Origin of the sequence: Allobosea sp. (assembly GCF_017308075.1) — a bacterium.
GTDB lineage: Bacteria > Pseudomonadota > Alphaproteobacteria > Rhizobiales > Beijerinckiaceae > Allobosea.
Window position 1 is genome coordinate 32,488 of sequence record NZ_JAFKFX010000024.1, and the last position, 16,113, is coordinate 48,600.

Consider the following 16,113-nt stretch of genomic DNA (forward strand, 5'->3'; position numbering starts at 1 on the left):
GCTGGACTACTTCGCGTTGCGCGCCTTAACGGCGGTGCCCGGGAAGTCGGAGAACAGCCCGTCGATACCGAGCGCGAGGAAGGCCTTGTACTCGGCCGCCGCGTCGCCCTTGAAGTCCGAGGCGAGACGCTTGGGTTCGCTGCGGAAGGTCCAGGTGTGGACGAAGAGCCCCGCGGCGTGCGCGTCCTTGACGACATTGGTCGGTGTGATCAGCACGCGATCCTGCTCGTCGATCTTGCCGTCGCCATTCAGGTCCTTCGGCTTGCCGTCCTCGCCGATGACCTGCTTGCCGGCCAGGATGTAGGGCTTCCAGGGGCCGACGCCGTCGGCATAGGTCCTGATCTCTTTGAGCCCTTCGGCGGTGACGAGATCCTTGAACGTCCGCTTGTCGCCGGTGACGGCGAAATCATAGGGCTTGTCGAAGGGCGCGGCGAGCACGATGCCGCCATCCTTGTCGACATCGTCGGCATCGACGAGCTGGACGAGGCGCAGCTGGGTCTTGCCGCGCAGATATTTGAGATTGGCGGTCTCGAAGCTCTGGATGATCACCGGCGAGCTCTTCTCGGTCCAGCCGGCGGCCTTGAGCTGGTCGAGCAGCCGGTCCTCGAGCGGCAGGCCGATCGCGACGTGGAAGATCGGGTGCTTGGTCTCCGGATAGATCCCGATGGTGCGCCCGGTTCGGGCGCTCTCCGCCTTGGCGAGGTCGATCACCTGCTGCAGGGTCGGAATCTCGAACTTGCCGTTATGCGACTGGTCGCGATCGGCGAAGGCCTGCTTGGCGCGCAGAGTCTTGAGCTCGGCCAGGGTGAAATCGCCGGCGAACCAGTCATTCGTGTCGACACCGTCGACCTTCTTCACGGTCTTGCGCGCGGCGAATTCCGGCCGGGTCGAGACGTCGGTGGTGCCCGACAGCATCGGCTCGTGCCGCGCCACCAGAACCCCGTCCCTGGTCGCGACCAGGTCCGGCTCGATGAAGTCGGCGCCTTGTTCGATCGCGAGCTTGTAGGCTTCCAGCGTGTGCTCGGGCAGCGTGCCGCTGGCGCCGCGATGGGCGACGATCAGCGCCGGCTTGCCGTCGAGCGTCGGCGCCTGGGCGAGGGCGGCGGGCGCCGCCAGAGAAAGAGCGAATGTGGCCAGCAGCGAGGCCGATTGCAGCAAGGGCTTCATGACGATCCGATCCTTGGACGCGAAATCAGGCGGCAAGCGTGCTCGGTCGATATGACAGCGCTTTGAAGGCGGCGCCCTTCTTGTTGGGGCGCCGGTGTCCGGCGCCCATCTCGGCGTCGTCTCAGCGCCGGCCGCTTTCCAGCTTGGTCTTGGCGTCGACCGGTTTGGCCGGAGGCGGGGTCAGATCCTGCTGCGGGGTGGCGCAGGCAGCGAGCGAAAGGCAGAACAGGCTGGCGAAGGCAAGGCGGGCGAACTTGGTCATCGGCGACGGCCCCGAGGCTGGGTTGGCGTTACGTAAGCTATTGTATCGTCTTTCTGCTTGTGGAACGACGGCGTCAAGAGCCCCAAACCTTGTTCAGAATCGGTCGAGACCGCGCGCGGTCCGACAAGCTCAATCCCAGGAAGCCGGACATGACGCCCGCCGCCCGCATCAGCGCCGCCATCGAGGTCCTGACCGATCTGATCCAGCGCCGCCGGCCCGCCGCGGACGCCTTGAAGGATTGGGGGCTGGCCCGCCGCTTCGCCGGCTCGAAGGACCGCGCCGCCGTCGCCTCGCTGGTCTATGACGCCCTGCGTCGCCGGGCGTCCTCCGCCCATGCGCTCGGCGAGGAGACGCCGCGGGCCCTCGTGCTCGGCATGCTGGTCAGCCAGCGCGGGATGCGGGCGGACGAGATCGCCGCCCTGTTCACCGGCCAGAACCATGCTCCGGCACCGCTGACGGAATTCGAGGTGGCGGGGCTCGCCACCTTCGATCTCTCGGCCGCCCCGGGCTGGGTCCGCGCCGATGTCCCGGAATGGCTCTGGCCTTCCTTCGTCGAGGCCTTCGCCGAGCATGCCGTCGCGGAGGGCGAGGCGCTCGCGGAGCGGGCGCCGGTCGACATCCGGGCGAACCGCCTCAAGACCGGGCGGGACGCGCTGCGCTCCGCGCTGGCTCATCTCCAGCCGGAAATGGGAGCCTGGTCGCCGGATGCGCTGCGCTTCCAGCCCGGTCCCGACGGCCGCGGGCCGACGCTGCAGAGCGAGGCCGCCTTCTTCGCCGGCGAGTTCGAGATCCAGGACGAGGGCTCGCAGCTGGTCGCTGCGCTGGCTGGAGCGCGAGCGGGCGAGACCGTGATCGATCTCTGTGCGGGCGCCGGCGGCAAGACGCTGGCGCTGGCGGCGCTGATGGGCAATGAGGGCCGTATCTTCGCGACCGATCTCGATAGCCGCCGGCTCTCGCCGCTGCATGACCGGCTGACGCGCTCCGGGGCGAGCAATGTCGAGGTGCGCGTCCCGCGCAGCCGCGGCCATGACGCACTCTCCGATCTTTCCGGCACCGCCGATCTCGTCGTCGTCGACGCGCCCTGCACCGGCTCAGGCACCTGGCGGCGCAATCCCGACGCCAAATGGCGCGTGCGTCCGGGCGCGCTCGCCGAGCGGATCAAGGAGCAGGCCGAGGTGCTCGACCGCGCCGCCGGCCTCGTCCGCTCGGGCGGGCGTATCGCCTATATCACCTGCTCGGTCCTGCCCGAGGAGAACGATGTCGCGGTCGAGGCCTTCCTCGCGCGTCATCCCGGTTTCGCCCTGGTCCCGATGCGCGATCTTTTGAGCGCGGGCGAGGTCGATTATGGCCTGCTCGCCCGTTTCGCGACGCAGAGCGGGCTGCAATTGTCGCCGGCACGGACCGGGACGGACGGCTTCTATCTGAGCTGCCTCGCGGCGCCGGGCTGAGCCTCAGCTGGGCGTTGCGCGCTCGCTCGCGATGGCGTAACCGAGCGCGATGAGCGCTCAGCCCCAGAACCCCACCCACGACTCCATCCTCATCATCGATTTCGGCAGCCAGGTGACGCAGCTGATCGCGCGCCGGGTGCGCGAGATCGGCGTCTATTGCGAGATCGCCCCCTTCCAGTCGGCTTCCGAGGCTTTTGCCCGGATGAAGCCGAAGGGCGTGATCTTCTCCGGCGGCCCCGCCTCGGTCCCGGACGTGAATTCGCCGCGTGCGCCGCAGGAGGTCTTCTCCTCCGACCTGCCGGTCCTCGGCATCTGCTACGGCCAGCAGACCATGGCCCATCAGCTCGGCGGCAAGGTCGAGGGCGGCCACGCCGCCGAATTCGGCCGGGCCGATGTCGAGATCGTCACGCCTTCGGCGCTGTTCGCAGGCGTCTGGGAGCAGGGCGGGCGCTATCCGGTCTGGATGAGCCATGGCGACCGGGTCACGCAGCTCCCGGCCGGCTTCAGCGTGAAGGCCACCTCCGAGAACGCGCCCTATGCGGTGGCGAGCGACGAGGATCGCCGCTTCTACTCGACCATGTTCCACCCCGAAGTGGTGCACACCCCGGATGGCGGCAAGCTGCTGCGCAACTTCGTCGTCAACATCTGCGACTGCAAGCCGGACTGGAGCATGTCGGCTTATCGTGCCGAGATGCAGAAGAAGATCCGCGACCAGGTCGGAACCGGCCGGGTGATCTGCGGGCTCTCCGGCGGTGTCGACTCGGCCGTCGCGGCTGTGCTGATCCACGAGGCGATCGGCGACCAGCTGACCTGCGTCTTCGTCGATCACGGCCTGATGCGGATGAACGAGGCCGAGGAGGTCGTTCGCCTCTTCAGGGATCACTACAACATCCCGCTCGTCCATGTTGAAGCTGAAGAGCTTTTCCTCAGCGAGCTCGCCAAGTGCGGCGCCGATCCCGAGGCCAAGCGCAAGACCATCGGACGGCTCTTCATCGACGTCTTCGACGCCGAGGCGGCCAAGCTGGGCGGCGCCGATTTCCTCGCGCAGGGCACGCTCTATCCCGACGTGATCGAGAGCGTCTCTTTCTCCGGCGGCCCCTCGGTGACGATCAAGAGCCACCACAATGTCGGCGGCCTGCCCGAGCGCATGAAGATGAAGCTCGTCGAGCCGCTGCGCGAGCTCTTCAAGGACGAGGTCCGCGTGCTCGGCCGCGAGCTCGGCCTGCCCGAGGCCTTCGTCGGCCGCCACCCCTTCCCGGGGCCGGGCCTCGCCATCCGCTGCCCCGGCGAGATCACCAAGGAGAAGCTCGACATCCTGCGCAAGGCCGATGCGATCTATCTCGAGGAGATCCGCAAGGCCGGGCTCTACGACGTGATCTGGCAGGCTTTCGCCGTGCTGCTGCCGGTGCGCACCGTCGGCGTGATGGGCGACTACCGGACCTACGACCATGTCTGCGCCCTGCGCGCCGTGACCTCGGTCGACGGCATGACCGCCGACTTCTATCCCTACGACATGGCCTTCCTCGGCCGCACCGCGACCCGCATCATCAACGAGGTCAAGGGCATCAACCGGGTGGTCTACGACGTGACCTCGAAGCCGCCCGGCACAATCGAGTGGGAATGAGGACGGCGCGTCGAACCGTCCGGTAAGCCGCGCCGGGTGTCCTTGGCCGCCCGGCCATCAGCGCTTCGCCGCCTGTAGCGCCGTCGCCAGCTTCCCGACCGCAGCCTCGATCTCGCTCGGCGTATAGGCGGCAAAGCCCATCAGGAAGCCGGGCTTGCCGTCGCCGGCGGCGTAGAGCGACGACAATCCCAGCAGCGCGATACCGGCACGGCGTGCAGAGTCGATGGCGGCCTGCTCGGACAGGCCGGATTTCAGCAGGCAGGGCATCTGCAGCCCGCCGGCCGGCACCTGCGCCTCGGCGACTCCCGCAAGATGCTTGTCGACGAGGCCGGCCAGCAGGCCGAGGCGCTCGGCATAGATGCCGCGCATGGCGCGGACATGCGCGCCGAAATGCCCGCCTTCCATGAAGCGGGCGAGCGTCATTTGGGCGAGCGGGGCGGAATGGCCGTCGAGCAGCGTCCGCGCCACGGTCATCGGCTCGACGAGTTCGCGCGGCAGCACGACATAGCCGATCCGCAGGCCCGGAAAGAGCGATTTGGTGAAGGTGCCGATATAGATGGTCCGCTCATGCGGATCGAGCCCCTGGACGCAGGCGGTCGGCTTGCCGGCATAGTGGAACTCGCTGTCGTAATCGTCCTCGATGATCCAGGCCTGATGGCGGTCCGCCCATTCGATCAGCGCCAGGCGGCGATCGAGCGCCAATGTCGCGCCGCTCGGGAACTGGTGCGAGGGGGTGAGGAACACGGCCCGGGCCCGGCGTGGCTCGGAAATGATCTCGTCGACCAGCAGGCCCTGATGGTCGAGCCGGATCGGGACGCAATCGAGCCCGGCGGCATCGAAGGCCTTGCGCGCGCCGTAATAGGCGGGGTCCTCGATGAAGATGTGCTCGCCCGCGTCGAGCAGCACGCTCGCGCACAGTGCCAGCGCCTGCTGCGAACTGGTCAGGACGAGAACCCGGTCGGGCGTGGCATGGGCGCCGCGTTCGAGATTCACATAGTCGGCGATCGCCCGCCGCAGCGGCTCGACGCCTTGCGGGTCGGCGTGCAGCAGTGCCGCCGTGCCGGCCTCCTTCAGCACCTGCCGTTCCAGGCGTTCCCAGAGCCGGATGGGAAAGCTGCGCGTCTCCGGTATGCCCGGCGCGAAGGGCCGCGGTGATAGAAGCTCGCGCACGCCGCCGCTGCGGAATATCGCCTCGCCGCGCCGGCTGAGGTTCGGCGCGTGGCTGAGCCGGGGCGCCGCGCGCCGCCACTGCCGGCGGCCGGGAGCGAGCTCCGACGTCTCCGCCACGAAGCTGCCGCTGCCGACCCGGCGCTCGATGAAGCCTTCGGCATGCAGCTGCGCATAGGCGGCTTCGACCGTGTCGCGTGACAGGTCGAGCGATCGCGCCAAGGCACGCGAGGCCGGCAGCGGCTTTCCGCGTCCGAGGGTGCCGTCGAGGATGAGCTGGCGGATCGCACGCTGGATCCTGGCATGCAGCGGCAGCCCCGCATGAGCGGGATGGGCCAGCCAGGCTTTCACCGATTCCAGTTGCGAATGCTTGAACAAATGGTCTGGGCCTCTCTTCGGAAGTGGTTGGGATTGTCAGACCATTGATCGGCTAGTTGTCAACGTGCCCCGCAGCGCCTGCGCCCCATCTCTTGGAAGACCTGTCACGATCATGCCGTCCGGTTCCGCGCCCTCCAGCCGCCTCAACGACCTCATGCATCCCGTCGTCGCGGGGGTGATCTCGGTGATCGTCAACTATGGCGGCACCTTCATCCTGGTCTTCCAGGCAGCGAAGGTCGCCGGCCTCAGCCCGGAACTGACCGCTTCCTGGGTCTGGTCGGTCTCGATCGGCGTCGGCGTGACCGGGCTTGTCCTCAGCTGGCGCTATCGCGAGCCGATCATCACGGCATGGTCGACGCCCGCTGCCGCCTTCCTCGTCACCGCGCTCGCGACCACGCCCTATGCCGAGGCGGTCGGCGCCTACATCGTCTCCGCGGCAGCCTTCGTCGCGCTCGGCCTATCGGGCTGGTTCGAAAGGGTCATCCGCCTGATCCCGCCCGGAATCGCCTCGGGGCTGCTCGCTGGAATCCTGCTGCAATTCGGCATCGGCGCCTTCGGCGGTGCGAGCGTCGATCCGTTGCTGGTCGGCCTTCTGGTCCTCGCCTATCTCGCCTTGAAGCGCTGCTCGCCGCGCTATGCCGTGGTCGGCATACTCGTGCTCGGCCTCGTCTTCCTGCTGCTGCAGGGCAGGGTGGACCTGTCCGGCTTGCGGCTTCAGTTCGCGGCGCCGGTCTTCACCATGCCGGAATTTTCGCTCAACGCGCTGCTCAGCGTCGCGCTGCCGCTGTTCCTGATCACCCTGACCGGCCAGTACATGCCGGGAATGCTGGTCCTGCGGAACGACGGCTTCAAGACCAGCGCCGATCCGCTCGTCACCGTGACCGGGCTCGGCTCGCTGCTGATGGCGCCTTTCGGCTCCCATGCCTTCAATGTTGCGGCGATCACGGCGGCGATCGCCACCGGCAAGGAGGCGCATGAGGACCCGTCGAAGCGCTGGATCGCGGGGATCGCGGCCGGCGTGGCCTATATCCTCGTCGGGGTGTTCGGGGTGACGCTGGCGGCGGTGTTCATGGCGTTTCCTGCGACCTTCATCACGACGCTTGCCGGCCTTGCCTTGCTCGGTACGATCGGCGGCAGCCTGGCCGGCGCAATGGCCGATCCCGCGTCCCGTGAGGCGGCTCTGATCACCTTCCTGGCCTCGGCCGCGAACATCCAGCTGCTCGGCATCGGCGGAGCATTCTGGGGCCTGCTGATCGGCCTCGCCGCGCACCTCATCCTGAACGGCCGTCTGCCGCAGCGTGCGCGTGCCGAAATCCTCACAGGGCAGGGCGCAGGGAAATAATGGCTGGGGCGACCATGCCCGCGCCTGGTCGCCATCTAGCGCGGTCGCCGTACCGCCCTGAGCACGCCGCTCTTGCCGCCGCCGCAATAGAAGCGGTCGCCGCCATCGGCCTCGAGGCCTGAGACGCCGGTGCCGGTCGGCATGTCGAGGCGCTCGAGCACCGCGCCGGTCCGCGGATCGACGCGCCTGAGCTCGCTCTCGTCGTTCTCCCAGGTGCCGTGCCAGAGCTCGCCATGGCTCCAGGTCACGCCGGTGACGAAGCGGTTCGACTCGATGCTGCGCAGGACGGCGCCGGTTTCCGGGTCGATCTGATGGATCTTGCGGTTGCGATACTGGCCGACCCAGAGCGTCCCTTCCGCCCAGGCGAGCCCGGAACTGCCGCCCCCCGGCGCCGGGATTGTCGCCAATACGGTGCCTGTCCGCGGGTCGAGCTTCTGGATGCGGTCCTCGGCGATCTGGAAGAGGTGGCGGCCATCGAAGGCCGTGCCGGCATCGGCGGCGACATCGAGCGAGCGTTCAGTCGCTCCGCTTTCGGGATCGAGCGCGTTCAGCCTGCGGTCGGTCGCGAACCAGACATGCCGGCCGTCATAGGAGACGCCGTGAACGCCGTCGATGTCGGGGAAGGGGCCGTATTCGCGGATGATCTCGGCTGCTGATCGTTTCATGGCGCGTCTCCGGAACGGGTGATTGCGACCTTGCTGTCGCCTGCCGTTCTAGCTGCCGGGCGAGGAGGCCGGGAGTAACAACACTGTCGGGAACCCCGGCACGGGCGGCGTCACCCAGCGCCGCGCCGGCCCGCGCCCGAAGGACTGGACCCGGCCTGCCGAGGCGAGCACCTCGAGCGCGCGCTGCACGCTGCGCGGGCTGGTCGCGAGTGCCAGCGCGAGGCCCGAGCTCGACCATGCCTCGCCATCCGAAAGCAGGGCGAGCAGCGTCCCATGCCGTTCCTCGACGGGCGGGGCGAGAACGACGATCTCGGCGCCGTGGCGAGGAACCATGGCGAAACCGTCGGCCGTCGCATCGATCGCGGCCAAGTCCCTGAGCTCGGCGCGCAGCCGCCCGATCTCGACCCGCAGCCGGGCGCGGTGCGATTCATCGACCTGCCTTGCCCGGAAGGCCCGTGCGACGAGGACGCTGCGCGGCACGTCGACGGGCCAGGCTTCGGCGAGGGCACGCGCCAGCGAGAACAGCACCGGCCGCGTCGCGAGCGAGACCGCCGCATTCCTGCTCCGCACGCTGTTCCGGCAGGCGTCGATGATCAGCGCGTCCGTCGCAGACAGGGCTTCGACCTCTTCGAGCGGGAGAAGCCTGGCTTCGCCCCGTGCGATCAACTGTGCCGCCGGCGCGCGCAGCAGGGCCGCTGCGCTCTCGACTTCGGCTATAAGGGCGCCGATACCGGACTGGCGGGCGGCGCGTTCGGCCTGCGCCAACGCGTCGTGGGCGATCTGCGTCCGCAGCCGCCTGATCGCGATTCCGGCAATGACGAGTGCATGCGCAGCCTGCAGGGCAGCCGGGAACGGGCTCGGATCGATCCCGGCCAGAGCCTGTTCTGCTTGGTCGAGCTGGCCGATCAGGAGGAAACGGCGAACCGAAAGATGCCGGGCATGGGCGGCATTCAGCCGGTCGCCATGTTGCTCCAGCACCGCTTGCGCCGCCTCGAGCACCTTCGCCGGCCAGCCGAGATCGCGCGAGACTAGGGCGATCTCGGCTTCGGCGACGATACATCTCGCGCGGGCCACCGCTTCCCTCTGCCCGAAGCCGCGTGCCGCCTTCTGCAGCAAGGCCTTGGCGCGGGCAAAGTCGCCGAGCCGGGCCATGGCGATGCCGCGCAAGGCCAGTGCCGGCGGGTCCTCGCGCAGCGCGACGCGGTTCAGCACGCCGAGCAGATCGCCCGCCGCCAGCGCACGCGCCGCGGCCGTGATCATCGAGTCCATTCAGATCCCGCCAAACTTGTCACTCCAGCGTCTCACGGCCGGCGACTACCAACAAGGCGACGCCGCTCCGCCACGAAACCCGCGGCGCAGGACAGGCGACGACAGGAGACAAGATCGATGACGATGCATCCGACCGCTTCCCGCGACGAATGGCTCGCAGCGCGCATCGCACTGCTCGGCAAGGAAAAGGAGCTGACGCGGCTCAGCGACGAACTCGCCCGCCAGCGCCAGCAACTGCCCTGGGTCCGTATCGACAAGGCATTCCGCTTCGAGACCGAGGAGGGGCCGGCCTCGCTGGCAGAGCTGTTCCGGGGGCGCTCGCAGCTCCTCGTCTACCACTTCATGTTCGGGCCCGATTACAAGGCGGGCTGCCCATCCTGCTCGGCCATCGCCGATGGCTTCGACGGCGTCGCCGTGCACCTCGCCAATCACGACGTGACGCTGATGGCGGTCTCCCGCGCGCCGCTGGCCAAGCTCCTGGCTTACAGGCAGCGCATGGGCTGGCGCTTCCCCTGGGCCTCGTCCTCGGACGGTGCCTTCAGTTTCGACTTCAACGTCTCCTTCACCGAGCGGCAGCAGCGCGACGGCTCGATCGAGTACAATTTCCAGCGCGAGCCGGCCTTCGTATGGCGTTCGCGTCTGGAAGGCGACAGCGCCTCGGTGACTGAGCGCTTCGCCGCCACGACTGGCACCGATGTGGCGAGCTATACGCGCGAGCGGCCGGGAGTGAGCGCCTTCGTGATCGAGGATGGCGTCGTCTACCACACCTATTCGACCTATGCGCGCGGCGTCGACGGCATCTGGAGCATGTATCCCTGGCTCGACCGGGCTCCCAAGGGCCGCAACGAGGCGAACGGTCCGTGGTGGCGGCGCCATGACGAATATGAGCGGAGCTGAGGCGGTCATGGAAAGCCGCTCCGGTCCCGTCGGTGCCGTCGCCCTCGGTGCAGCGGGCTGGCTGGCCTTGGCCGCGGCGCCGACCTTCGCCACCATGGGCGTGCTCACGCTGGTCTTCGAGAGCGGCGCGCCGGCGGTCCTGTGCCCGGCCATGCCGGGCGCCGGGCCGATGCACGGCATGGCTGCGATGTACCTGCTGATGAGCGCCTTCCATCTGGCACCCTGGCTCAGGCTGGCAGCCGGTCGGAGTTCCGCTGCTTCGGCCTGAGCAGGCAACAGGCAGGAGGGCTCGCCTTGCTGCGAGCTCGCCCGGCGCGTCGGGCTCTTGCATATGTGTTCTCTTTATGTTCTTTTTCTCGCAAGGGCGTAACCGAGGAGAGGCACATGTTCATGGCCGAACCGGGCGGGTATCGGCTTCGCCAGCCCGCTAATCGCTACTTCTTCGCCGTCCTGCCGACCGCCGAGGCGGCCAGGGCAATCGCCTGCATCGCCGACGGGTTTCGGCGAGCCCACGACCTCCGCGGACCGATCATCGGGCCGGACCGCTACCATATCTCGCTCTGCGGCGTCGGTGCGCCCGGTCCGGCGCCGGACGAGGTGCTGTCCTCGCTATTGGCTGTCGGCGACCAGGTTCGTTGCCAGCTATTCGATGTCGGCTTCGATCATGCCGTGAGCTTCAGCCAGGGCGCGCGTAAGCGGCCTCTGGTCCTCGCCAGCAGCGAGGGATTGCCGGCGTTGGGCTGGCTGCAGGCCGGGCTCAGGCGCGCCATGGCCGCATGCGAACTTCCGGTCAAGCGCCAGTTCAATCCGCATCTGACCATGCTCTATGACGAGCAGATCGTGCTGGAAACCGGCATCCCGCCGCTGCGCTGGACGGTGCGCGACTTCGTGCTGATCCACAGCGTCAACGGAGAAGGCCGGCACCGCCATCTGGCGCGCTGGCCGCTCGTCGTCGCTTGATCCCCGTCGCCGCTCATGCGAGGCGAGGTGCGTCCGCCATCGGGGCGGGCACAGCAACGATCTGCGCGAGCGATTGAACGAATGGTCACCCTCTACGGCATCCGCAATTGCGACACGATGAAGAAGGCCTGGAGCTGGCTCGAGGCGCATGAGATTCCCTACGCCTTCCATGATTACCGTGTCTCCGGCATCGACAAGACGAGCCTCGAGGCTTGGTGCCGCGAACTCGGCTGGGAGAAGGTGCTCAACAAGGCCAGCACGACCTTCCGGGCGCTGCCGGAGGCGGAGAAGCAGGAGCTTGATGCCGACAAGGCCGTTGCTCTGATGCTGGCGCAGCCGACCATGATCAAGCGCCCGGTGCTCGACATCGGCGAGCGTCGCCTGCTCGGTTTCAAGCCGGACGCCTACGCTGCCGCCTTCGCCAAGCGGTAGAGCTGGGGCGTCATTGCGAGCGTAGCGAAGCAATCCAGTCTCATAGAGCTTTGCCGTCTCCGGATGGCTTCGTCGCTGCGCTCCTCGCAATGACGGTCGGCGTAATCGCTCTTCCGTAGAGCGCCGGCCTGGGCTAGGCCGGCGAAATGACAACAGATTTCAGCTTCCATCTGCTCGGCCGCGACGGCGCGGCGCGCACCGGCGAGGTCCGGATGCCGCGCGGCGTGATCCGCACCCCCGCCTTCATGCCGGTCGGCACGGCCGCGACCGTCAAGGGCATGTATCCCGAGCAGGTCAAGGCGCTCGGCGCCGATGTCGTGCTCGGCAACACCTATCATCTGATGCTGCGCCCCGGCGCCGAACGCGTTGCCAGGCTCGGCGGCCTGCACAAATTCATGAACTGGCCGCACCCGATCCTGACCGATTCAGGCGGCTTCCAGGTGATGTCGCTCGCCAATCTGCGCAAGCTGACCGAAGAGGGCGTGACCTTCCGCTCGCATATCGACGGCTCGAAGCATGTGCTGACGCCGGAGCGCTCGGTCGAGATCCAGAACCTGCTCGGTTCCGACATCGTGATGCAGCTCGACGAATGCGTCGCCTTGCCTTGCGAGCACAAGGTCGCGGAGAAGGCGATGCGGCTGTCGCTGCGCTGGGCCGAGCGCTGCAAGGCGGCTTTCGGCACGCAGCCGGGCAGGGCGCTGTTTGGCATCGTGCAGGGTGGCGACGTGCCTGCCCTGAGGGTCGAGAGCGCGCGCGAACTCGCCGCCATGGACCTCAAGGGCTACGCCATCGGCGGGCTCGCGGTCGGCGAGCCGCAGGAGGTGATGCTGGCGATGATCGAGACGGTCGAGCCGCATATGCCGCAGGAAAAGCCGCGCTATCTGATGGGCGTCGGCACGCCTGACGACATCGTCGAGGCGGTACGCCGCGGCGTCGACATGTTCGACTGCGTGATGCCGACCCGGGCCGGGCGCCACGGCCAGATCTTCACGCGCTTCGGCAGGATGAACCTGAAGAACGCCAAGCATGCCGAGGATGTCAGGCCGATCGATCCGCAATCGAGCTGCCCGGCTGCGAACAGCTATTCGCGCGCCTATCTGCACCATCTGGTCAAGGCCGAGGAGATGCTCGGCAAGATGCTGCTGACCTGGATCAACCTCGCCTATTACCAGGATCTGATGGCCGGGCTCCGGGGCGCCATCGCGGCCGGCCGGCTGGGCGATTTCATCGCCGAGACCAAGCTGGGCTGGGAGCGGGGCGAGCCGGCGTGATCGAGCCCTGGCTTGCGCTGCTCGCCCTGAAGATGGCGATCGCCGCCGGCATCGTCGTCGGCTGCTCGGTCATCGCCGAGCGTAGCGGCCCTTTCCTGGCTGCGATGATCGCGACCCTGCCGATCTCGGCGGGGCCGGTCTATGTCTTCCTCGCTCTGGAGCATGATCCGGCCTTCATCGCGGCGAGCGCGCTCGCCGGCATGGCGACCAATCTCGCCAATGGCGGCTTTCTGCTCGCCTATGTGCCGCTGGCGCAGCGCTTTGGCCTCGTCGTCAGCCTTGGGGCCGCGCTGCTGAGCTGGTCGGCGGCGATCCTGCTGTTTCGCGCCAGTCAGCCACCGTTCCTGGTTCTTCTGGCGCTCACACCGCCGGTTTTCCTCCTGCTCAATCACCTGCTGGGTTCCTATCGGCAGGCCCGTCCCGCCGTGCCGCCCAAACGCGTCTGGTTCGCGATCCCGCTGCGCGCGGCGGCCGTCGCTACCCTGGCGGGCGTCGCCAGCACGGTCAGCGCGCAGGTCGGCCCCACCTGGTCCGGCGTGATGGCCGGGATGCCGATCGTGCTCTCGAGCCTGGTCGTCATTCTCCAACCGCGGATCGGCGGGCCGGCCTCGGCGGCGGTGATCGCCAACTCCGCCATCGGCTTTCTCGGCTTCGGCGGGGCGCTGGCGGTGGTGCACCTTGCCGCGCCGGCGCTGGGGTCATGGCCGGCCCTGGCGCTCGGCTTCTGCGTCAGCATCGGCTGGAACCTGGCGCTGATGGGTCTAGCGCGCCGCCGTGCGGCGCCATGAGGCGACGAACAGCCCGGCAATGATCATGGCGATGCCGCCGATCTGCAGGCCGCTCGGGATCTCGCCGAGCACCGGAATGGCGAGCAGCGTGCCGATCACCGGAATCATCGGCGGGAAGCGGCCGATCACCGCCGAACCCAGAATCGGCGCCGACCAGCTCCAGATCCACAGGCCGACGATGACGTTGAGGACGCCCTGATTGATGGCATGCGCTGCCAGAACCCACCAGGGAGCGACGTCGAAGCCGCGGAAGAAGAACAGGAAATAGAAGGGCAAATAGAGCATCGACAGGACCGAGACGACGGCGGTCGCCTTCAGCGCGTCGACGCGCCAGAGCTGGACGACGAGCGGATAGCCGCCCCAGATCAGGCCGACACCCAGGAAGCAGAGATCGCCGAGGAGGATCGTGTCGCTGGTCTGGCGCGTCCCGGCGATACCGAGGCAGGCGAGGCCGAGGAGCACTGCCAGGACGCCGATGACGAGCGGGCGTGTCAGCCTGCTGCCGAACAGCACGACGCTGCCGACGATGCCGATTACCGTGACGGTGCCGGGACCGATGACCGCCCCGTGCGCGGCGGGCGCCAGGGTCAGGCCGGTCATCATCAGATAGCTCATCGGGAAGCCGCTCATCACGGCGAGCGCGAGCCCGCGTGGCCAGCCGATGCCGGCGCAGGAGGTGATGCCGGCTGAGACGAAGGTCGGGAGCAGCAACAGGCCGGCGGTAGCGAAGCGCAGCGCCAATATGTCGTGCGAACTCAGGCCGTTGAGCACCGCATGCCGGCTGACGACGAAGTTCGCGCCGAAGATCAGCATGGCGAGCATCATGCCGCCGAAGGCCAGCCGACGCCGAAGGCGGATCTTCGCGTCGGAAAGCGGCACTGCTTGATGCATGCTCCGGCTTAGCGCCGGAGCATGGTCTTCGTTAGTGGGTTTGCCGCATGGGCTGTGCGCGCCGCTCGCGTTGCGGTGCACAAGAAACCGTCAGGCGAGCGCCTTCAGGGCGGAGCGGCCGGCATAGATCGCCTGGTCGCCGAGCTCCTCCTCGATGCGCAGGAGCTGGTTGTACTTCGCGGTCCGGTCGGAGCGGGCGAGCGAGCCGGTCTTGATCTGTCCGCAATTGGTCGCGACCGAGAGGTCGGCGATGGTGGAATCCTCGGTCTCGCCCGAGCGATGCGACATCACCGCGGTGTAGCCGGCGCGCTGGGCCATCTCGACAGCCGCCAGGGTCTCGGTCAGCGTACCGATCTGGTTGACCTTGACCAGGATCGAGTTGGCGGTCTTCGCCTTGATGCCCTGCGATAGGCGGGTGACGTTGGTGACGAAGAGGTCGTCGCCGACGAGCTGGCACTTGTTGCCGACGAGATCGGTCAGCGCCTTCCAGCCCTCCCAGTCATCCTCGGCCATGCCGTCCTCGATCGAGACGATCGGATAGCTGCCGACGAGCTTGGCGAGGTACTTGGCCTGCGCCTTGGGATCGCGGGTTTTGCGTTCGCCCGCATAGACATAGGCGCCGTCCTTGAAGAACTCGGTCGCGGCGCAGTCGAGCGCCAGGGCGATGTCCTCGCCGGGCTTGTAGCCGGCCTTCTCGACCGCCTGCATGACGAAGTCGAGCGCCGCTTCCGCCGACTTGATGTTGGGAGCGAAGCCGCCCTCGTCGCCGACATTGGTGTTGTGGCCGGCGTCGTGGAGCGCCTTCTTCAACGTGTGGAAAATCTCCGCGCCCATGCGCAGGCCTTCGGCGAAGGAGGGCGCGCCGATCGGCATCACCATGAATTCCTGGAAGTCGATCGGGTTGTCGGCATGGGCGCCGCCATTGACGATGTTCATCATCGGCACGGGCAGGACGCGGGCCTGGGTGCCGCCGACATAGCGGTAGAGCGGCAGGCCGGAGGCGTCGGCGGCGGCCTTGGCGACGGCGAGCGAGACGCCGAGAATGGCGTTGGCGCCGAGCTTGCTCTTGTTGGGCGTGCCGTCGAGCTCGATCATCGTCTCGTCGATCGCGACCTGGTCCTCGGCGTCCATGGCGACGAGGGCCTCGGCGATGGTCATGTTGACCGCCTCGACCGCCTTCTGCACGCTTTTGCCGAGATAGCGGCTCTTGTCGCCGTCGCGCAGTTCGACGGCCTCATGCGCGCCGGTCGAGGCGCCCGACGGAACCGCGGCGCGGCCCATTGAGCCGTCTTCGAGGATGACGTCGACCTCGACCGTCGGGTTGCCGCGGGAATCGAGGATCTGGCGGCCGATGATGTCGATGATCGCGGTCATGGCGGACTCCGGAGAGAGGCGGGAACGGATTGATGTCGCGCTTCTAGACAAGAGCAGGGGCGACGGGAAGGGGTGGTGGCGTTTGCAGGGCGTCAGCGATACAAGCCGCGCTTGAAAAGAACCGGATGCCGCCCACCGGCGGTCTCATTGAAGCATCTCTGATCCTTTGAGCCGCGCG

The 16,113-nt window shown here is 67.9% G+C and carries 16 protein-coding genes; 9 read left to right on the top strand and 7 right to left on the bottom strand.

Features of this window, described 5'->3' with window-relative positions; genetic code table 11:
* Nucleotides 1–6 precede the first annotated feature (6 nt).
* The gene (locus J0J10_RS03480) at nt 7–1,167 is read right to left on the bottom strand and encodes a glycerophosphodiester phosphodiesterase (RefSeq protein WP_291645309.1); all 1,161 of its coding nucleotides are present in this window, start codon (nt 1,165–1,167) and stop codon (nt 7–9) included.
* A gap of 121 nt (nt 1,168–1,288) precedes the next feature.
* Nucleotides 1,289–1,429: a hypothetical protein gene (locus tag J0J10_RS03485; protein ID WP_291645310.1), complete on the bottom strand. Its 141-nt coding sequence runs from the start codon at nt 1,427–1,429 to the stop codon at nt 1,289–1,291.
* A 149-nt stretch (nt 1,430–1,578) separates the two neighbouring features.
* Between J0J10_RS03485 and J0J10_RS03490 the strand changes: the two genes are divergently transcribed.
* The gene (locus tag J0J10_RS03490) at nt 1,579–2,877 is read left to right on the top strand and encodes an RsmB/NOP family class I SAM-dependent RNA methyltransferase (RefSeq protein WP_291637415.1); all 1,299 of its coding nucleotides are present in this window, start codon (nt 1,579–1,581) and stop codon (nt 2,875–2,877) included.
* Between the two features lie 49 nt (nt 2,878–2,926).
* Complete coding sequence (gene guaA, locus J0J10_RS03495; protein WP_291645311.1) at nt 2,927–4,501, top strand: glutamine-hydrolyzing GMP synthase; 1,575 nt, start codon at nt 2,927–2,929, stop codon at nt 4,499–4,501.
* Between the two features lie 57 nt (nt 4,502–4,558).
* Here the strand turns inward: guaA and pdxR are convergent, their stop codons facing one another.
* Nucleotides 4,559–6,046, bottom strand: coding sequence for a MocR-like pyridoxine biosynthesis transcription factor PdxR (pdxR, locus tag J0J10_RS03500; RefSeq protein ID WP_291645312.1), 1,488 nt, complete (start codon nt 6,044–6,046; stop codon nt 4,559–4,561).
* A gap of 112 nt (nt 6,047–6,158) precedes the next feature.
* Between pdxR and J0J10_RS03505 the strand changes: the two genes are divergently transcribed.
* Nucleotides 6,159–7,388: a benzoate/H(+) symporter BenE family transporter gene (locus J0J10_RS03505; RefSeq protein WP_291645313.1), complete on the top strand. Its 1,230-nt coding sequence runs from the start codon at nt 6,159–6,161 to the stop codon at nt 7,386–7,388.
* 35 nt (nt 7,389–7,423) lie between these two features.
* Here J0J10_RS03505 and J0J10_RS03510 read toward each other — a convergent pair whose 3' ends face one another.
* Both J0J10_RS03510 and J0J10_RS03515 read right to left on the bottom strand, forming a co-directional pair.
* The gene (locus J0J10_RS03510; protein WP_291645314.1) at nt 7,424–8,053 is read right to left on the bottom strand and encodes a Vgb family protein; all 630 of its coding nucleotides are present in this window, start codon (nt 8,051–8,053) and stop codon (nt 7,424–7,426) included.
* Nucleotides 8,054–8,101: 48 nt separating this feature from the next.
* Nucleotides 8,102–9,322 carry a coiled-coil domain-containing protein gene (locus J0J10_RS03515; protein WP_291645315.1) on the bottom strand — a complete coding sequence of 407 codons (1,221 nt, stop codon included), beginning with the start codon at nt 9,320–9,322 and terminating at the stop codon, nt 8,102–8,104.
* A 117-nt stretch (nt 9,323–9,439) separates the two neighbouring features.
* On the opposite strand from J0J10_RS03515, the gene J0J10_RS03520 reads away from it, so the two are divergent.
* The 6 genes from J0J10_RS03520 (at nt 9,440) to J0J10_RS03545 (ending at nt 13,670) form a co-directional block, all read left to right on the top strand.
* Nucleotides 9,440–10,219, top strand: a complete 780-nt coding sequence (locus J0J10_RS03520) for a DUF899 domain-containing protein (RefSeq protein WP_291645316.1) — start codon at nt 9,440–9,442, stop codon at nt 10,217–10,219.
* A gap of 7 nt (nt 10,220–10,226) precedes the next feature.
* Nucleotides 10,227–10,487 (top strand): hypothetical protein, encoded by a 261-nt coding sequence (locus J0J10_RS03525; RefSeq protein ID WP_291637429.1) that lies wholly within the window; start codon nt 10,227–10,229, stop codon nt 10,485–10,487.
* A 116-nt stretch (nt 10,488–10,603) separates the two neighbouring features.
* Nucleotides 10,604–11,179, top strand: a complete 576-nt coding sequence (locus J0J10_RS03530) for a 2'-5' RNA ligase family protein (protein ID WP_291645317.1) — start codon at nt 10,604–10,606, stop codon at nt 11,177–11,179.
* An 81-nt stretch (nt 11,180–11,260) separates the two neighbouring features.
* The gene (locus tag J0J10_RS03535; protein WP_291645318.1) at nt 11,261–11,611 is read left to right on the top strand and encodes an ArsC family reductase; all 351 of its coding nucleotides are present in this window, start codon (nt 11,261–11,263) and stop codon (nt 11,609–11,611) included.
* 146 nt (nt 11,612–11,757) lie between these two features.
* The gene (gene tgt, locus J0J10_RS03540) at nt 11,758–12,882 is read left to right on the top strand and encodes a tRNA guanosine(34) transglycosylase Tgt (RefSeq protein WP_291645319.1); all 1,125 of its coding nucleotides are present in this window, start codon (nt 11,758–11,760) and stop codon (nt 12,880–12,882) included.
* Nucleotides 12,879–13,670, top strand: coding sequence for a hypothetical protein (locus tag J0J10_RS03545; RefSeq protein ID WP_291645320.1), 792 nt, complete (start codon nt 12,879–12,881; stop codon nt 13,668–13,670). The genes tgt and J0J10_RS03545 overlap by 4 nt, the downstream gene beginning before the upstream one ends.
* On the opposite strand, the gene J0J10_RS03550 is transcribed toward J0J10_RS03545, so the two are convergent.
* Both J0J10_RS03550 and eno read right to left on the bottom strand, forming a co-directional pair.
* Nucleotides 13,644–14,561, bottom strand: coding sequence for a DMT family transporter (locus J0J10_RS03550; protein WP_291645321.1), 918 nt, complete (start codon nt 14,559–14,561; stop codon nt 13,644–13,646). The two genes, J0J10_RS03545 and J0J10_RS03550, sit on opposite strands and share 27 nt — an antisense overlap.
* 90 nt (nt 14,562–14,651) lie before the next feature.
* On the bottom strand, nt 14,652–15,935 hold the full coding sequence (eno, locus tag J0J10_RS03555; protein ID WP_291645322.1) for a phosphopyruvate hydratase: 1,284 nt from the start codon (nt 15,933–15,935) through the stop codon (nt 14,652–14,654).
* Nucleotides 15,936–16,113 lie beyond the last annotated feature (178 nt).